General features: G+C 73.0%; 13 protein-coding genes. 10 read left to right on the top strand and 3 right to left on the bottom strand.

Features of this window, described 5'->3' with window-relative positions:
- Positions 1 to 54 precede the first annotated feature (54 nt).
- On the bottom strand, positions 55 to 288 hold the full coding sequence (locus ACFVQG_RS21280; RefSeq protein WP_383385613.1) for a hypothetical protein: 234 nt from the start codon (positions 286 to 288) through the stop codon (positions 55 to 57).
- Here ACFVQG_RS21280 and ACFVQG_RS21275 point away from each other — a divergent pair.
- From ACFVQG_RS21275 to ACFVQG_RS21260, 4 genes are all read left to right on the top strand, one after another.
- The gene (locus ACFVQG_RS21275; RefSeq protein WP_383385599.1) at positions 194 to 1687 is read left to right on the top strand and encodes a glycoside hydrolase family 20 protein; all 1494 of its coding nucleotides are present in this window, start codon (positions 194 to 196) and stop codon (positions 1685 to 1687) included. The genes ACFVQG_RS21280 and ACFVQG_RS21275 overlap by 95 nt on opposite strands.
- 74 nt (positions 1688 to 1761) lie before the next feature.
- Positions 1762 to 2271: a hypothetical protein gene (locus tag ACFVQG_RS21270; RefSeq protein ID WP_383385365.1), complete on the top strand. Its 510-nt coding sequence runs from the start codon at positions 1762 to 1764 to the stop codon at positions 2269 to 2271.
- Between the two features lie 76 nt (positions 2272 to 2347).
- Entirely contained in the window at positions 2348 to 2902 is a 555-nt protein-coding gene (locus tag ACFVQG_RS21265) for a hypothetical protein (protein ID WP_383385363.1), read from the top strand.
- 188 nt (positions 2903 to 3090) lie between these two features.
- Complete coding sequence (locus tag ACFVQG_RS21260; RefSeq protein WP_383385596.1) at positions 3091 to 3441, top strand: hypothetical protein; 351 nt, start codon at positions 3091 to 3093, stop codon at positions 3439 to 3441.
- Positions 3442 to 3515: 74 nt separating this feature from the next.
- Here the strand turns inward: ACFVQG_RS21260 and ACFVQG_RS21255 are convergent, their stop codons facing one another.
- A complete protein-coding gene (locus ACFVQG_RS21255; protein WP_383385360.1) occupies positions 3516 to 6206 on the bottom strand; it encodes an FG-GAP-like repeat-containing protein in 2691 nt (896 codons plus the stop codon).
- 373 nt (positions 6207 to 6579) lie between these two features.
- Between ACFVQG_RS21255 and ACFVQG_RS21250 the strand changes: the two genes are divergently transcribed.
- The 5 genes from ACFVQG_RS21250 to ACFVQG_RS21230 all read left to right on the top strand — a co-directional run bounded on the left by ACFVQG_RS21250 (position 6580) and on the right by ACFVQG_RS21230 (position 10648).
- Positions 6580 to 7011 (top strand): hypothetical protein, encoded by a 432-nt coding sequence (locus tag ACFVQG_RS21250; RefSeq protein WP_383385357.1) that lies wholly within the window; start codon positions 6580 to 6582, stop codon positions 7009 to 7011.
- A 177-nt stretch (positions 7012 to 7188) separates the two neighbouring features.
- Positions 7189 to 7821, top strand: coding sequence for an RNA polymerase sigma factor (locus tag ACFVQG_RS21245; RefSeq protein WP_383385354.1), 633 nt, complete (start codon positions 7189 to 7191; stop codon positions 7819 to 7821).
- Between the two features lie 82 nt (positions 7822 to 7903).
- Positions 7904 to 8611 (top strand): hypothetical protein, encoded by a 708-nt coding sequence (locus ACFVQG_RS21240; protein ID WP_383385352.1) that lies wholly within the window; start codon positions 7904 to 7906, stop codon positions 8609 to 8611.
- A gap of 364 nt (positions 8612 to 8975) precedes the next feature.
- Positions 8976 to 9650, top strand: coding sequence for an RNA polymerase sigma factor (locus tag ACFVQG_RS21235; RefSeq protein WP_383385349.1), 675 nt, complete (start codon positions 8976 to 8978; stop codon positions 9648 to 9650).
- Entirely contained in the window at positions 9650 to 10648 is a 999-nt protein-coding gene (locus ACFVQG_RS21230) for a hypothetical protein (RefSeq protein ID WP_383385346.1), read from the top strand. The genes ACFVQG_RS21235 and ACFVQG_RS21230 overlap by 1 nt, the downstream gene beginning before the upstream one ends.
- A 235-nt stretch (positions 10649 to 10883) precedes the next feature.
- Here the strand turns inward: ACFVQG_RS21230 and ACFVQG_RS21225 are convergent, their stop codons facing one another.
- On the bottom strand, positions 10884 to 11774 hold the full coding sequence (locus ACFVQG_RS21225; RefSeq protein ID WP_383385593.1) for a L,D-transpeptidase family protein: 891 nt from the start codon (positions 11772 to 11774) through the stop codon (positions 10884 to 10886).
- Positions 11775 to 11944: 170 nt separating this feature from the next.
- On the opposite strand from ACFVQG_RS21225, the gene ACFVQG_RS21220 reads away from it, so the two are divergent.
- Complete coding sequence (locus ACFVQG_RS21220; RefSeq protein WP_383385343.1) at positions 11945 to 13525, top strand: methylmalonyl-CoA mutase; 1581 nt, start codon at positions 11945 to 11947, stop codon at positions 13523 to 13525.
- Positions 13526 to 13749: the final 224 nt, after the last annotated feature.

The following is a 13749-nucleotide window of genomic DNA, read 5'->3' as shown; positions in this document are numbered from 1 at the left end:
GGAACGTGTGGTGGACGCTTGCCGTCACCTCCCGCCGTAGGTTGGCGGAGTGAGTCAGCACAGGCGCCGGGCGGCGGCGAACAGGACACGGAGGCAGGGGCTGATAGCGGCGGGCGCGGGTGCCGCCGTGATCGCGGCCGGGGTGGGCCTCGGATTGTGGTCGACGGCGGGCGACGAGGGCGGCGGGTCCGCGATGAGTCCGTCCGGGGATGTCTCCGCGAGCGCGTCGCCGTCCCCCTCGCCCAGCCCCAGCCGCTCGTACCCGCTCTCCGAGGCGCCGCGCACCATACCCGCCGTGCGGGAGCACACCCCGGCGCGTGGGCCCGGGTGGCGGCCCGCGAAGGGGCACCGGGTGGTCGTGGGGGACGGGGCGCTGGCGGACGAGGGGCGGCTGATAGCCGGTGAGCTGGGGCTGACGTACGCGGGGGAACGGAGCGACACGCGGGCGGGGGACGTGCGGCTGGCGCTCGGCGGGGCCGAGGGGGCCGGGCCGGAGTCGTACACCATGACCGTGCGCGGCGGGCGGGTGGAGATCAGCGGGCCGAGTGACGCGGGGGTGTTCTACGGCACCCGGACGCTGAAGCAGGAGGTCCGGGGCGGGGGGACGGCGCCGGAGGGGGTCGTGCGGGACGAGCCCGCCAAGGCGCAGCGCGGGCTGATGCTGGACATCGCGCGCAAGCATTTCACCGCCTCCTGGATCGAGGACCGGGTGCGGGAGCTGGGGGACCTGAAGTTCAACCAGCTGGGGCTGCACTTCTCCGACGACCAGGGCTTCCGGATCGCGTCCGACCGGCATCCGGAGGTCGTCTCCAGGGACCGGCTGACCAAGGCGGAGGTCCGGCGGATCCTCGACCTCGCGGCCGAGCGGCACATCACCGTCGTACCGGAGATCGATTCGCCCGGGCATCTGGGCGCCGTGATCGCGGCGCATCCGCAGTTGCAGCTGCGGGACGCGCGGGGGCGGGCGGCGCGCGGGGCCGTGGACATCTCGCAGCCGGGCGCGGCGAAGATCGTGGACGAGCTGCTCGCCGAGTACGCGGAGCTGTTCCACGGCGGGCAGTGGCACCTGGGCGGTGACGAGTACCGGGCGCTCACGGCGGCCGATCCGCAGGCGTCGTACCCGCAGCTCGCGGCGGCGGCGCGCAAGAGGTTCGGGGCCGGGGCCACGGTCGCGGACCTGGCGACGGGGTGGCTCAACGACCGCGCCAGGACCGTCCGCGCCCAGGGCCGCGTCCCGCGCGCGTGGAACGACGGCTTCTACGCCGGTACGTCGGTGGCGCCCGCCGACGACATCCGGGTGGCGTACTGGACGGGCAAGGAGATCGGCGCCCGGGAGCCCCTGGAGTACCTGGACGCGGGCCGGAAGGTCCTCAACTACAACGACGAGTTCCTCTACTACGTCCTCGGCGAGCCGCAGACCTTCGTCTACCCGACCGGGCAGCGGATCTACGAGCAGTGGACGCCCCGGGTGCTGCGCGGCACCCAGGCGGTCCCGGAGCGGTACGACGGGCAGATCCTCGGCGGTTCCTTCGCCGTCTGGTGCGACCTGGCCGGTTCGCAGACGCAGGACCAGGTCGCCGCCGGGATCCGGCTGCCGCTGCGGGCGACCGTGCAGAAGCTGTGGGACCCGCGGCGGCCGGGGCTGTCGTGGGCGGAGTTCCGGCAGCTCGCGGACCGATTGGGGTGAACCCCGTGCGCACCGGTGGACGGCTGTGATGGTCTCGTACGGCAGCGGCGGTCAAGGAACCGGGGGAACCGGACATGGGGTACTGGGGCTACTTCGTCGTGGGCCGCGGGGAGCGGCCGCTCGGGGAGTACGAGGCGCTGGCCGGTGCGGCGCCGGAGCTGACGCGGGCCCGGCGGCCGACGGGGGAGGGCTGGCAGCTGTGGGAGTACCCGAGCGGGGACGGTGACGTCGGCAGCATGAACGTCCTGGCTCGCGAGACGGGCGCGCCCGCGCTGTTCGGGTACGTCATGGACAGCGCCTGTGTCGTCGTCGAGGCGGCGGCGCCGGAGAGCGGGGCGTGGACGGCCTGTCTGGGGCGGGCGGCGATGGCCCGCTACCTCGGCGCCGGGCAGGAGGGGCTGACCCTGGACGACTACTTCCTCGAGCCGCGCGACGCCGCCGAGCGGGCCGCCGCCTGGGCCGCGGAGGCCGGACGGACCGTGGCCGCCGAGCCGCTGCTCGACGTACTGACCGCCGACTCCGACGAGCTGGCCGAAAACATGCTGTTCCGGTTCCTGGGGCGGCTCGGGGTGGTGCCGCTGTGACATTACGGGGCCATAGCGCGCAGTAAGGGGAAGTGCGGGCTCCGTAAGGGATGGCGCCCCGGCGAGGGAGGCGTGCATGAGCCTGGTGGAACTGATCGCGCAGGCCGACGAACGCGGACTGGCTACCAGCGCCCTGGCTTGTTTGGATCGGTGTGTGCCGCTGCTGGGCGGTGACGACGAGGTGCTGCGGCCCCTGTGGGCCAACCTCGCCGAGGGCGGTGACCCGGGCGACTGGGGCGGGCTGGTGGAGGAGGCGCGCGGCAGGATCGGCGCGCCCGCTCCCGACGACGAGGCGGCGCTGCTCGCGCACCGGATGCTGGCCGCCGCCCCGGCCGAGCGGTCCGCCGCCGGGCTGCGGGTGTGGGCCGACGCCTGCTCCGTCGCCTCCCTCCAGGTCCACCGGCTGCTCGACCCCGCCGAGGACGGCGCGGCCTCGGTCGACGCCCGCCGTGAGGGCCGTACGGAGGCCATGTCGCCGCTGGTCGCGGCCGAGCTGCGGCGGCAGATCACCGTCCTGGAGCTGCTCGCCGGGCACGGTTCGGGCGGACTGCGGTCGGCGCTGGAGGTGTCGACCGAGGGGCGCCGGGTGCTGCGCGCGGTGGTGTCGCGGCGGGCCCGGGTCGGCGGCTGAGCGGGCGCCGCGGCGGGCGGACCGTGTGAGCGGCGTGGGGCGGTTCTGCGCCCGTCGCGGGAAGCCGCCCGGAACCGGGTGACGAAAAGCCCCCGGCCCTCGCTCTTGCGTATGTGACTGTGACGACGAGTGTGACGACGGAAGCGGCGGACCGGGCCGAGGGCAGACCGCAGGCCGCCGCGAAGCCGATGCGCTGGGCGGCGGACGCGGTGGCGACCATGCGGGAGGGGGCGCGGGTGCGCCTCGACTACACGGCGCAGAGCCTGTGGCGGGTCGACCGGATGATCGATGAGCTGCGCCAGGAGGGCACGCCGCCCGCCGCCGTGGAGAACGTGCTGCGCGGCTTCGGCGCGTACGCCGGTGAGGTGATCGTCCGGCAGACCGGCGCCGAGTGGTGGGCGTCGGGCGGTGACCACTGGGTGCGCACCCCCGACGGCCGGCTGTGGGACCCCGTCGAGGAGGCCCGCCGCTGCTTCGCCGGGGACGGCGGCTCGCTGCGGCTGCTGTGCCGGGACGCGACGGCGGGTACGCCCGTCTGATCCACCGCCGCAGACGACGAACCGGCCGGGGCCCTGAACGGACCCCGGCCGGTTCTCGTGTCCCCCGAGGGGGGTTACGGCGTCAGCGTCTGGCCCAGGCGGGCGCCGTACGGCGTGCCGAGGCCGCTGCGGGTGTAGTACACGTGCCCGCCGACGTCGATGCCGGAGCTGCCGCTGTCCAGCTGGAGGACGAGGCCGTTGTAGCTGTCCTCGCCCTCGATGCCGATCGCGAGGTCCGCGCGGCCCCAGCCGGACAGGTCCTGGAGGACCACCGAGGAGCCGAGCCGGTCGTTGGTCTCGGTCGAGCCGCCGATGCCGCTGCTGTCCTGGTGGTACGCCTTGGCACCGGAGCCGGTCAGACCGGACGAGGAGCCCTTGAGCAGTACGGCCATGCCCGCGTTGCCGCGGTTGGTGTCGGCGCGGGTGAGGTCCTCGTAGGGCACGCCGGTGAGCAGGTCGGCGTAGCCGTCGTCGTTGTAGTCGCCCGCCGAGACGGACATGCCCATCCCGTCATTGGACTCGGCGCCGCCCGGAACACCAGTGGTGTCCTGGTGGACGGTGCGCATCCCGGTGGTGGTGAAGCCGGTCGAGGTGCCGAGGACCATGGTGATCTGGCCGCCCTTGTAGGCGCCGGACTCGCTGGTGGACGGCTGGCCGATGGCGATGTCGTCGTAGCCGTTGCCGTTGAAGTCACCCGCGGTGAGGGACCGGCCGCCCTTGACGGAGATGACCCCGGCCTTGGTCAGGCCGCTGGCGGAGCCCGCGAACCGGACCACACGGCCGATGCCGCCGCTGTCGCGGTAGTTGAGGGCGACGTCCGCGCGGCCGTCCCGGTTGAAGTCGCCGGTCGCGGCGTCCAGGTAGGAGACCGAGCCGGTGGCGGAGGTCAGCTTGCCGGTGAGGGTGGTGCCGCCCGCGAGGCGGACCTGGTAGCTGCCGCCGTTGCCGGAGCCCGCGGTGAAGACGTCGGCCCGGCCGTCGGCGTTGAAGTCGCCCATGGTCACGGTGGAGCCGAGCTTCGCGCCCGCCGCGGTGATGCCGGAGCCGGTGGCGAACGAGAAGCCCTTGGTGAGGGCCGGGCCGTACAGCACGGTCACCGTGCCCCGGTCGGTGCCGCCGCTGTCGTCCTCGCCGGGGGCGCCGATCGCCAGGTCGGCGCGGCCGTCGCCGTTGTAGTCGCCCCACGCGGTCGAGGCGCCGAAGTTGTCGCCGGACTCGGTGGTGCCCGGCACCCCGGAGCTGTTCTGGGTGAGCGTGCGCTTCAGCTCGGCGACGGGGCCGTCCGTGCCGCCCGGGACCACCACGACCTGGTTGCCCCGGGGCACACCGGCGACCATGTCGTTGACGCCGTCGCGATTGAAGTCGGCGGTGGGGATCGCCGAGTCGGCGCCCGCGCTCGCCGCGAACCGGCGGATCTCACCGAGCTTGGCGTACATCGTGGTGCCGGGGCACTCGGTGGCGTAGCCGTCCTTGTGGCCGGAGATCTGGTTGAGGGTGGCCTCCTCGCCCTTGTCCCACACGCCGGTGTTGCCGCCCGCGGTCAGGGTGACCTTGCCGGTCGGGTTGCCGCCGTACTGGCCCAGCTTCCAGGCCGCGACGCGGGCCACCGACTCCAGCGCGGCCCGGGTGGGGCGGCCCGGCGCGATGCCCTTGGAGGGGTCGCCCTGGAAGTCGCCGAGGACGGCGATACCGGTGGAGTAGGTGTTGAAGCCGTAGGTGTGCGCGCCCTGCACGGGCAGGTCGATGCCGCCCGCGCGGCCCTCGAAGACCTGGCCGCACTTGTCGACCAGGAAGTTGTAGCCGAGGTCGTTCCAGCCGTTGACCTGGACGTGGTACGCCATGATGCCGCGCACCAGCGACGGGGACTGGGCGCAGCTGTAGCTGTTGGAGCCGACCGTGTGGTGCACGAAGACGGCCTGCACCTTTTCGTTGTAGGTCGGCGGGTCCTCCACCACCGACTCGTCGGCGCCCCAGGCGGCCCGGCCGGTGATGGGCGGCTGGGTGACGGTGGACGGCGGGGCGACCGGCACGGTCTCGGTCGGCGACGGCGACGTGGTGGCCGTGTCCGTGGGGGACGCGGACGTGGAGTCCGTCGGCGAGGCGGTGTCCGTGGGGGACGCGGTCGCCGAGTCGGTCGGCGCGGCGCTGTCCGTCGCGGTCGCGGTCGCGCTGGCGTCGGCGCCCGGGTCCGTCGTCGTCTCCGTGGCGGACGGGCTGGCGGTCTCGGCGGCGAAGGCGGCCGGTTCCATCTCGGTGCCGATGGACCTGGTCTCGGCGGTGGTCACCAGGCCCGGGTCGACCAGGTTGACCTCGAGTCCCTTGGGCAGGCCCGCGGTGGAGGTGCCGTCCTCCCGGACGACCTGCACCTCGACACCGTCGGACGGGCCGACCCACAGCGGCGCGGAGGCGCCCCGCATCCCGGGCTCGACGCCCTCCGGCGGGTCCTCGCCCAGCTCCAGTTCCTGCCAGGCGGTCCAGTCACCGGTCTCGCTGTTGCGGGTGCGCACCTGCGCGGTGCCGTCGATCTGCACCCGGGGGCCGGTCCAGGAGACACCGAGCAGGGAGAACTGCTGGGTGCTCGTGCGCGGCAGCTCGCGCTCGCGGGCACCGGTGCCCTTGAGGGCGAGGTCGTAGACCTTGACCGGCCGCTTGGCGCGGGCCTCCGCCTCGTCCGGGCCGTCGGACGGGCTGGCCAGGGCGTAGGTGACCACGCCCCCACCGCCCAGGACGACAGCGCCGAGCGTCAGCCAGGCTCTCCGCTTCAAACTCAGTGGTCTGTACGCGTGCGACGTACGACGACTCAAGACGAACCCACCCCAAATAGGCCACAGAAGGCCACAGAAGATCGAGTAGTTGAAGTCACATGAGGCGCATCCGTCACGGGGATGGCCTGCGATACCCAGCGCATTGTGGTGGGGAAACATCACTGCACCACAGGCGTTAGTGGGGTAGATCACAAAACAATGTGCCTCATGAACACGACAGATGCTTGAGGCGGGAAAAGGTTGTACGACCACCCCGCACTTCCCCTGTGACATTCGGCATGACCGGGGCCCGTGTCGTTTCACGGCGGCGATCCGCTGGGACTGAAGGGGGCCGCTCTGTGTTCCCCGACACCGAGCGAAGGGGTGGGGTCTCATGAGCCGAGTGGACGAGTACGTGCCCTGCGCACAGGAGATGCGTCCGTACGCCACGGCGTTCGTCGCACGTGTCACCGCCCGCAACCGGCTGCCGCTGGACTACTCCGTACGCAGCCTGCGCATCGTCGACTTCCTCCTCGACGGCCTGCGCAAGGGCGGCGCCGACCCGGAGGCCGCCCACGACACGCTGTGCGGCCTCGGCGCCTACGTCGGCGAGGTGCTGGTGCGCCGCGCGGGCGCCACCTGGGTGGACCTGGACGCGGGCCAGCGGGCCGTCCTCGGTCAGCCGGTGGGCGTACGCATGCCCGACGGCCGGATCTGGAACCCCCTCGGCAAGGTCCTCAACCGCTTCGAGGCGGGCGGCCCCGACGAGTCGCTGCACACCTTCTACCTGACCCTGCACGGCAGATCCCGAAGACCGGCGGCATGACGCCCCCGTAACCCGTCCCACCTGGGCCGACAGCCCGTCGATCTTCCTCCCCGCGTCTGACGACCTGTGACACTTCCGTGCGGACCGGCGCTGATGACCTTGGGGGGCGTCGACACGGCCGATGCGTGTCGCATGGCGCGGACTAGCAACGGACACCCGGTACGAACGAGGACAGTCTTGGGCCAGGGAGGGGAACCCCGGCGCGCACAGGCGTACGACGGGGAACTGGGCGCGGCCGTCGCGCGGGCCCAGGACGGTGACGAGGCCGCCTTCGCGGTCGCGTACCGGATCGTGCAGCCGGGGCTGCTCGGCTATCTGCGCGGTCTCGTCGGCGACGACGCGGAGGACGTGGCGTCCGACGCCTGGCTGGAGATAGCCCGGGACCTCGGGCGGTTCAAGGGCGACGGCGCGGGGTTCCGCGGCTGGACCGCGACCATCGCCCGGCACCGGGCCCTGGACCATCTGCGGCGCCAGCGGGTGCGGCCCCGGGCCAGCGCCCTGGAACAGGACGTACTGGAACTGCCCGGTCCGCACACCACCCACGACCAGGCGCTGGAGGCGCTCTCCACCGAGCGCGCCCTGCGACTCGTCCGCGAACTGCCGCGCGACCAGGCGGAGGCGGTACTGCTGCGGGTGGTCGTCGGCCTGGACGGTCCCGCCGCCGCCCGGGTCCTGGGCAAGCGTCCGGGCGCGGTCCGCACCGCCGCCTACCGCGGCCTCAAACGCCTCGCCCGCAGCCTCGGCGCCGAGGACGCGAATGCCGAGGGTGTGACGGATGACGGCCCCCGGACGCTGGGGGAGTCGAAATGAGCGACGCCCGTGGCTCGTCGGGCGAGTGGGCGCGGTGTCGGACCGAGTCGGGTCAGTGGGGCGGACAGGAACGGAAGCGGACATGGGTGAACGGCTGAGCGGCGGCGGAGTCTCCGGCCGTCGCGGCGCCGCGGCCGACCCCTGGTGGGCGGAGCGGGACGGCGCCCTGGAAGCGTTGCTCACCACCGCCCTGCGCGAGGGCCGGATCGACGCCGACGCCGAGCAGCGCGCCGTGGCCGCGTTCCGTACCGCGCGCGACGCCGGAGCGCACCGCGCCCGCGCCCGCACCCGCCGCCGCGACGACTGGCGCCCCCGCGCCCACCGCCGCGCCGGACGCTCACTGAAGGCCACGCTCGCCGTGGTGCTCGGCAGCCTCACCCTCGGCGGCGTCGCGGTCGCCGCGATTGGCTCGGCCGGATCCACGTCCGACGACGCCGGTAAGGCACGTACGCGGCCGGAGACCTCGACGCTCTCCCCAAAGACCCCCACCCAGGGCTCGGCCCCCACCGGACCCAGCGCCGCCACCACGTCCCCGGACGGCCCCTCCACCGCCCAGGACACCGAGGCGCAGTGCCGTGCGTACGAGCAGGTGGCGGGGCGCGGCCAGGCCCTCGACGCCACCGCCTGGCAGCGGCTCGTCGCGGCGGCGGGCGGCGAGGAGAAGGTCGACGCGTTCTGCGCCGCCCGGGACCTCCAGCCGACGCCATCGGCCCGCCCCACGACCCCGCCCGCCCGGCCGGACGGCGTGGACGCCTCGGACAACGCCGACAAGGGCAACGGGAAGCAGTAGGCGAGAGCCGTACCGGGAGAGGGGCGTGCCATGGGCTCCGCCGTGTCGCCGCCAAGGCAACGGCCGGGGCCGCCACCCCCCACAGGAGAGGCCCCGGCCGTCGCGCGGCACGGGCCGCGCGGCGGCCCGTACTTCCTACAGCGCCGGGGGTGCGGTTTGTGTCACACCCTCCGCGTCACGAGTTAGTTGCATCCTCTATGCGTCCCCTGCGGACATGGACGGGGAGCGGTTTCACGCCGTAACGTGCGTTTCGCGCCGGGTGCGGAAGATCAACAGGGGTGGCGGGTGACTGCCGCCACCACCGGCTGACGGAGAGCCGCACACATCAACCACGAGAAGCCGAAGGCGCAAAAGAGGGGCTGCGGTGCTGGGGGACGACGCGGAGCTGACGGCCGCGGTGCTTGCGGCACAGGACGGGGACGAGACCGCGTTCCGGACTGTGTACCGCGCGGTGCACCCGCGGCTGCTCGGATACGTACGGACACTCGTCGGCGATCCCGACGCCGAGGACGTGGCGTCCGAGGCCTGGCTGCAGATCGCCCGCGACCTGGAGCGCTTCAGCGGGGACGCGGACCGTTTCCGGGGCTGGGCCGCCCGGATAGCCCGCAACCGCGCCCTGGACCACATACGCATGCGTGGCCGCCGCCCCGCCATCGGCGGCGACGAGACGGAACTGACCAGCCGTGCCGCCGAGTCCGACACCGCGGGCGAGGCCATCGAGGCCCTGGCCACCGGCAGCACCCTCTCCCTCATCGCCCGGCTGCCCCAGGACCAGGCCGAGGCCGTCGTCCTCAGGGTCGTCGTCGGCCTCGACGCCAAGACCGCCGCCGACACCCTCGGCAAGCGGCCCGGCGCCGTACGCACCGCCGCGCACCGCGGGCTGAAACGGCTCGCGGAACTCCTCGGCGAGCAACTCGGCGACGATCCGGAATCCGCCGGAGTGCTCGACGCCGTCCCCACCCCGAGGCAACCGCATGGCAGGGTGGTGACGTCCGCGACTGTGACGCATACGCGCGCGCGGACGCAGAAGGATGTGTGATGGCCGACGAGCAGTACAAGTGGCTGGACCGCGATACGGCGGAGCGTCTGCTGCGCGGAGAGCCGCTCGACCCTGCCGCCGCCGACGCCGGTGAACCGGCCCGCAGGCTGGCCGAAGCCCTCGACGCGCTGGCCGCTCCCACCCCGCTGACCAGCGAGCAACTCCCCGGTGAGGACGCCGCGCTGGCCGCGTTCCGCCAGGTCCGCGAGCAGCGGCGCGCCCCCCTGGGCGCGGCCCCGCGCACCCGCCCCTCCTCCGACGCCGGGCTGGTCCGGATCGACGGCCGTGGTGCCGCCGCCGACCGCCCCGGTGCGGCACGCCGCCCCCGCTGGGCGCGCCCCGTGCGGTTCGGGCTGGCCGCCGCGCTGGCCGTCGGCATGGTCGGCGGGGTCGCCGTCGCGGCCGGAACCGGAGTCCTGCCGACGCCGTTCGACGGCCACACCCCCGCCCCGGCCAGCTCCGTCTCGGCGGCCGTGACCCCCGAGCAGCCGCTGATCTCGCCGTCCCCGGACGGCACCGGAGGCGGCGGCGCGGGCACGACCACCACCGGCCCGTCCCGCGAGTCCGCCGGGAAGGGCACCCCCGACGGTCGTACCCCCGACGACCGCGTCTCGGCCTGCCGCGATCTGCGGGACGGCAAGAGCCTCGACGCCGACCGCCGCCGTGCCCTGGTGGGGGCGGCGGGCGGCCCGTCCCGCGTCCCGAAGTACTGCGAGACCGCCCTCAGGACTCCCCCCGCCGCCACCGACCGCGGCAACGGCGGAGGGGAGCAGGAGAGGGGCGACGGGAACGATCGGGGCAAGGGCTCGGACAAGGATTCGGACAAGGATTCGGACAAGGATTCGGACAAGGACTCGGACAAGGACTCGGACAGGGAATCCGACGCGGACCGCGGGTTCGGCGACCGTCGCGACCAGGGTCGCGGCGAGGGCGAAGGCCACAGGAATCGCGATCAGGGCAAGGGGCGCGACGAGGGTGACGGTCGCGGCAACGGCTGAACGCCCTGCTCAACGCCCCTGACCTGCGGATTCATATCGCGTTGAACATTTCCCGCTCAGGGTGTGACACTTTTCGGCCCCCACGCGCAGTAATGAGTGAGCCGACTGGTCATCGGCTATGGCACTGAGCCCGGGTTCCCCCCGTACCCAGGGCTCGTGCACCTCGGCGCGGGCGGGACACGTTCCCCCGGTCCCGCCCGCGCCTCAGAAGAAGCCGGTCATCCGAGGAAGCCGTTCACCAGTGGACGACGACCTTGTCACCGTTTCTCACCTGCCCGTACAGATCCGCGATCGCGGCCTCGTCCCGTACGTTCACACAGCCGTGCGAGGCGCCCGCGTACCCCTGCGCGGCGAAGTCGGAGGAGTAGTGCACGGCCTGCCCGCCGCTGAAGAACATGGCGTACGGCATCGGTGAGTCGTAGAGCGTGGACACATGGTCCCGGGACTTCCAGTAGACCTCGAACACGCCTTCGCGGGTGGGTGTGTACTCCGAGCCGAACCGCACCGGCATGACCGAGACGGTGCGCCCGTCGATCATCCAGCGCAGGGTCCGGCTCGACTTGCTGACGCACAGCACCCGCCCGGTCAGACAGCGCGGATCGGGCGCGTCGGCGGGCTGGCCGCCCATCAGGTACAGGTCCCACTTGCCGGGTTCCCGCGTCATGCCGAGCAGCCGCTGCCAGGTCACGGTGTCGGTCACCCCGGTCCGGGGCAGCCCGCGCTTGCCCTGGAAGCCGCGTACGGCCTGCTCGGTCAGGTCGTCGTAGGTGCCGGTCGGCCCGTCGAACAGCCACTCGACCTGGCGCAGCCGGGCCTGGAGTTCGCGTATGTCCGGTCCGCTGTCCCCGCGCGCGTACAACACCAGCGGCGCGGGCTCGGCGGGGCGGGAGGACGGGGGCGGAGGGGGTGCGTCCGGCTTCTCCGCGCCCGCGGAGGCGCTGGCCGGGGCGGAAGGGGTGGAAGGGGCCGAAGGGGCCGAAGGAGCCGAAGGGGTCGACGACGGCAGTTCGACGCGCACCGGTGGCACGGGTTTGCCGTCCGGCCCCGTGGGCTGGACCGTGCAACCCGCCGTCGTCGTCACGACGAGCGCGGCGGCGGTGCCGAACAGGGCGGCGTGCGACCTCATACTCCCCATGCCCCGGATCCTTCCCCGTCCGTGACCCCGGGCCAACCACGGGGCATCGTTGTGAGGAAGGTCCCAGCGTGGAGCACTCCACCGGGCGCACGGCCGCCGCTACAGTCCGTGGCGAGAGAGCGGCTGTACTGGCGAGTAACCAAGTAACGCGGAGGCGCACCATGGCACGCGAATCGGAGTCCGGACTCCCCATCGAGCCGGTCTACGGTCCGGATGCTCTCCAGGGCTGGGACGCCGCGGAGAAGCTGGGTGAGCCGGGTGCGTATCCCTACACGCGCGGTGTCTACCCGTCGATGTACACGGGCCGCCCCTGGACGATGCGCCAGTACGCCGGTTTCGGCACCGCGGCGGAGTCCAACGCGCGCTACCAGCAGCTGATCGCCAACGGCACCATGGGCCTGTCGGTCGCCTTCGACCTGCCCACCCAGATGGGCCACGACTCGGACGCCCCGATCGCGCACGGCGAGGTCGGCAAGGTGGGCGTGGCGATCGACTCCGTCGACGACATGCGGGTGCTGTTCGGCGGGATCCCGCTGGACAAGGTGTCGACGTCGATGACGATCAACGCCCCCGCCGCCATACTGCTGCTCCTGTACCAACTGGTCGCCGAGGAGCAGGGCGTCAGCGCGGACAAGCTGACCGGCACGATCCAGAACGACGTGCTGAAGGAGTACATCGCGCGCGGGACGTACATCTTCCCGCCCAAGCCGTCGCTGCGGCTGATCGCGGACATCTTCAAGTACTGCAAGGCCGAGATCCCGAAGTGGAACACCATCTCGATCTCCGGCTACCACATGGCCGAGGCGGGCGCCTCTCCCGCGCAGGAGATCGCGTTCACGCTGGCCGACGGCATCGAGTACGTGCGCACGGCGGTCGCGGCCGGCATGGACGTCGACGACTTCGCGCCCCGCCTGTCGTTCTTCTTCGTCGCCCGTACGACGATCCTGGAAGAGGTCGCCAAGTTCCGCGCCGCCCGCCGGATCTGGGCGCGGGTGATGCGCGAGGAGTTCGGCGCGAAGAACCCCAAGTCGCTGATGCTGCGCTTCCACACCCAGACCGCGGGTGTGCAGCTGACCGCCCAGCAGCCCGAGGTGAACCTCGTCCGCGTGGCGGTGCAGGGTCTGGCGGCGGTCCTCGGCGGCACCCAGTCGCTGCACACCAACTCCTTCGACGAGGCCATCGCCCTGCCGACCGACAAGAGCGCGCGGCTGGCGCTGCGGACGCAGCAGGTGCTGGCCTACGAGACCGACGTCACGGCGACCGTCGACCCCTTCGCGGGCTCCTACGTCATCGAGAGGATGACCGACGACGTCGAGGCGGCGACGCTGGAGCTGATGCAGAAGGTCGAGGACCTCGGCGGCGCCGTCAACGCCATCGAGCACGGCTTCCAGAAAGGCGAGATCGAGCGCAGCGCCTACCGGATCGCCCAGGAGACCGACTCCGGCGAGCGGGTCGTGGTCGGCGTCAACCGCTTCCAGCTCGACGAGGAGGAGCCGTACGAGCCCCTCCGCGTGGACCCCGCCATCGAGGCCCAGCAGGCCGAACGGCTCGCCAAGCTGCGCGCCGAGCGCGACCAGGGCGCCGTCGACTCGGCGCTGGCGGCCCTGAAGAAGGCGGCGGAGGGCGAGGACAACGTCCTGTACCCGATGAAGGACGCGCTGCGGGCGCGGGCGACGGTGGGCGAGGTGTGCAACGCCCTTCGGGAGGTCTGGGGGACCTACGTGCCGTCGGACGCGTTCTGAGCTGGGTGACTCCCTCGCATGCGTGACCGGGGGCGGAAGCCGCCCGCCCCCGGTCGATCTCGTCGAGGGTGTTCCCGGACGGAGGGTGCCGGGGCTGTGATGCCGCACGAGCCGTCGCTTTCCGACGCTGCCGACCGGCTCCGGGAGGAGTTGCCCGGACACCGGGTGGATCCTCGGCGTCACCCTCGGCCTCTCCGTCGAACACCCTCCTCGACGGCGACGGC

It is taken from the genome of Streptomyces sp. NPDC057877 (genome assembly GCF_042796855.1).
GTDB lineage: Bacteria > Actinomycetota > Actinomycetes > Streptomycetales > Streptomycetaceae > Streptomyces.
This window is presented reverse-complemented; position numbering and strand designations above follow the sequence as displayed.

What these genes read in the sequence shown, in the direction of transcription:
- ACFVQG_RS21265 (WP_383385363.1), top strand. Translation starts at nt 2,348, where the DNA reads ATGAGCCTGGTGGAACTGATCGCGCAGGCCGACGAACGCGGACTGGCT.
- ACFVQG_RS21260 (WP_383385596.1), top strand. Translation starts at nt 3,091, where the DNA reads ATGCGCTGGGCGGCGGACGCGGTGGCGACCATGCGGGAGGGGGCGCGG.
- ACFVQG_RS21280 (WP_383385613.1), bottom strand. Translation starts at nt 288, where the DNA reads ATGGTGCGCGGCGCCTCGGAGAGCGGGTACGAGCGGCTGGGGCTGGGC.
- ACFVQG_RS21250 (WP_383385357.1), top strand. Translation starts at nt 6,580, where the DNA reads ATGAGCCGAGTGGACGAGTACGTGCCCTGCGCACAGGAGATGCGTCCG.
- ACFVQG_RS21240 (WP_383385352.1), top strand. Translation starts at nt 7,904, where the DNA reads ATGGGTGAACGGCTGAGCGGCGGCGGAGTCTCCGGCCGTCGCGGCGCC.
- ACFVQG_RS21220 (WP_383385343.1), top strand. Translation starts at nt 11,945, where the DNA reads ATGGCACGCGAATCGGAGTCCGGACTCCCCATCGAGCCGGTCTACGGT.
- ACFVQG_RS21230 (WP_383385346.1), top strand. Translation starts at nt 9,650, where the DNA reads ATGGCCGACGAGCAGTACAAGTGGCTGGACCGCGATACGGCGGAGCGT.
- ACFVQG_RS21275 (WP_383385599.1), top strand. Translation starts at nt 194, where the DNA reads ATGAGTCCGTCCGGGGATGTCTCCGCGAGCGCGTCGCCGTCCCCCTCG.
- ACFVQG_RS21225 (WP_383385593.1), bottom strand. Translation starts at nt 11,774, where the DNA reads ATGAGGTCGCACGCCGCCCTGTTCGGCACCGCCGCCGCGCTCGTCGTG.
- ACFVQG_RS21270 (WP_383385365.1), top strand. Translation starts at nt 1,762, where the DNA reads ATGGGGTACTGGGGCTACTTCGTCGTGGGCCGCGGGGAGCGGCCGCTC.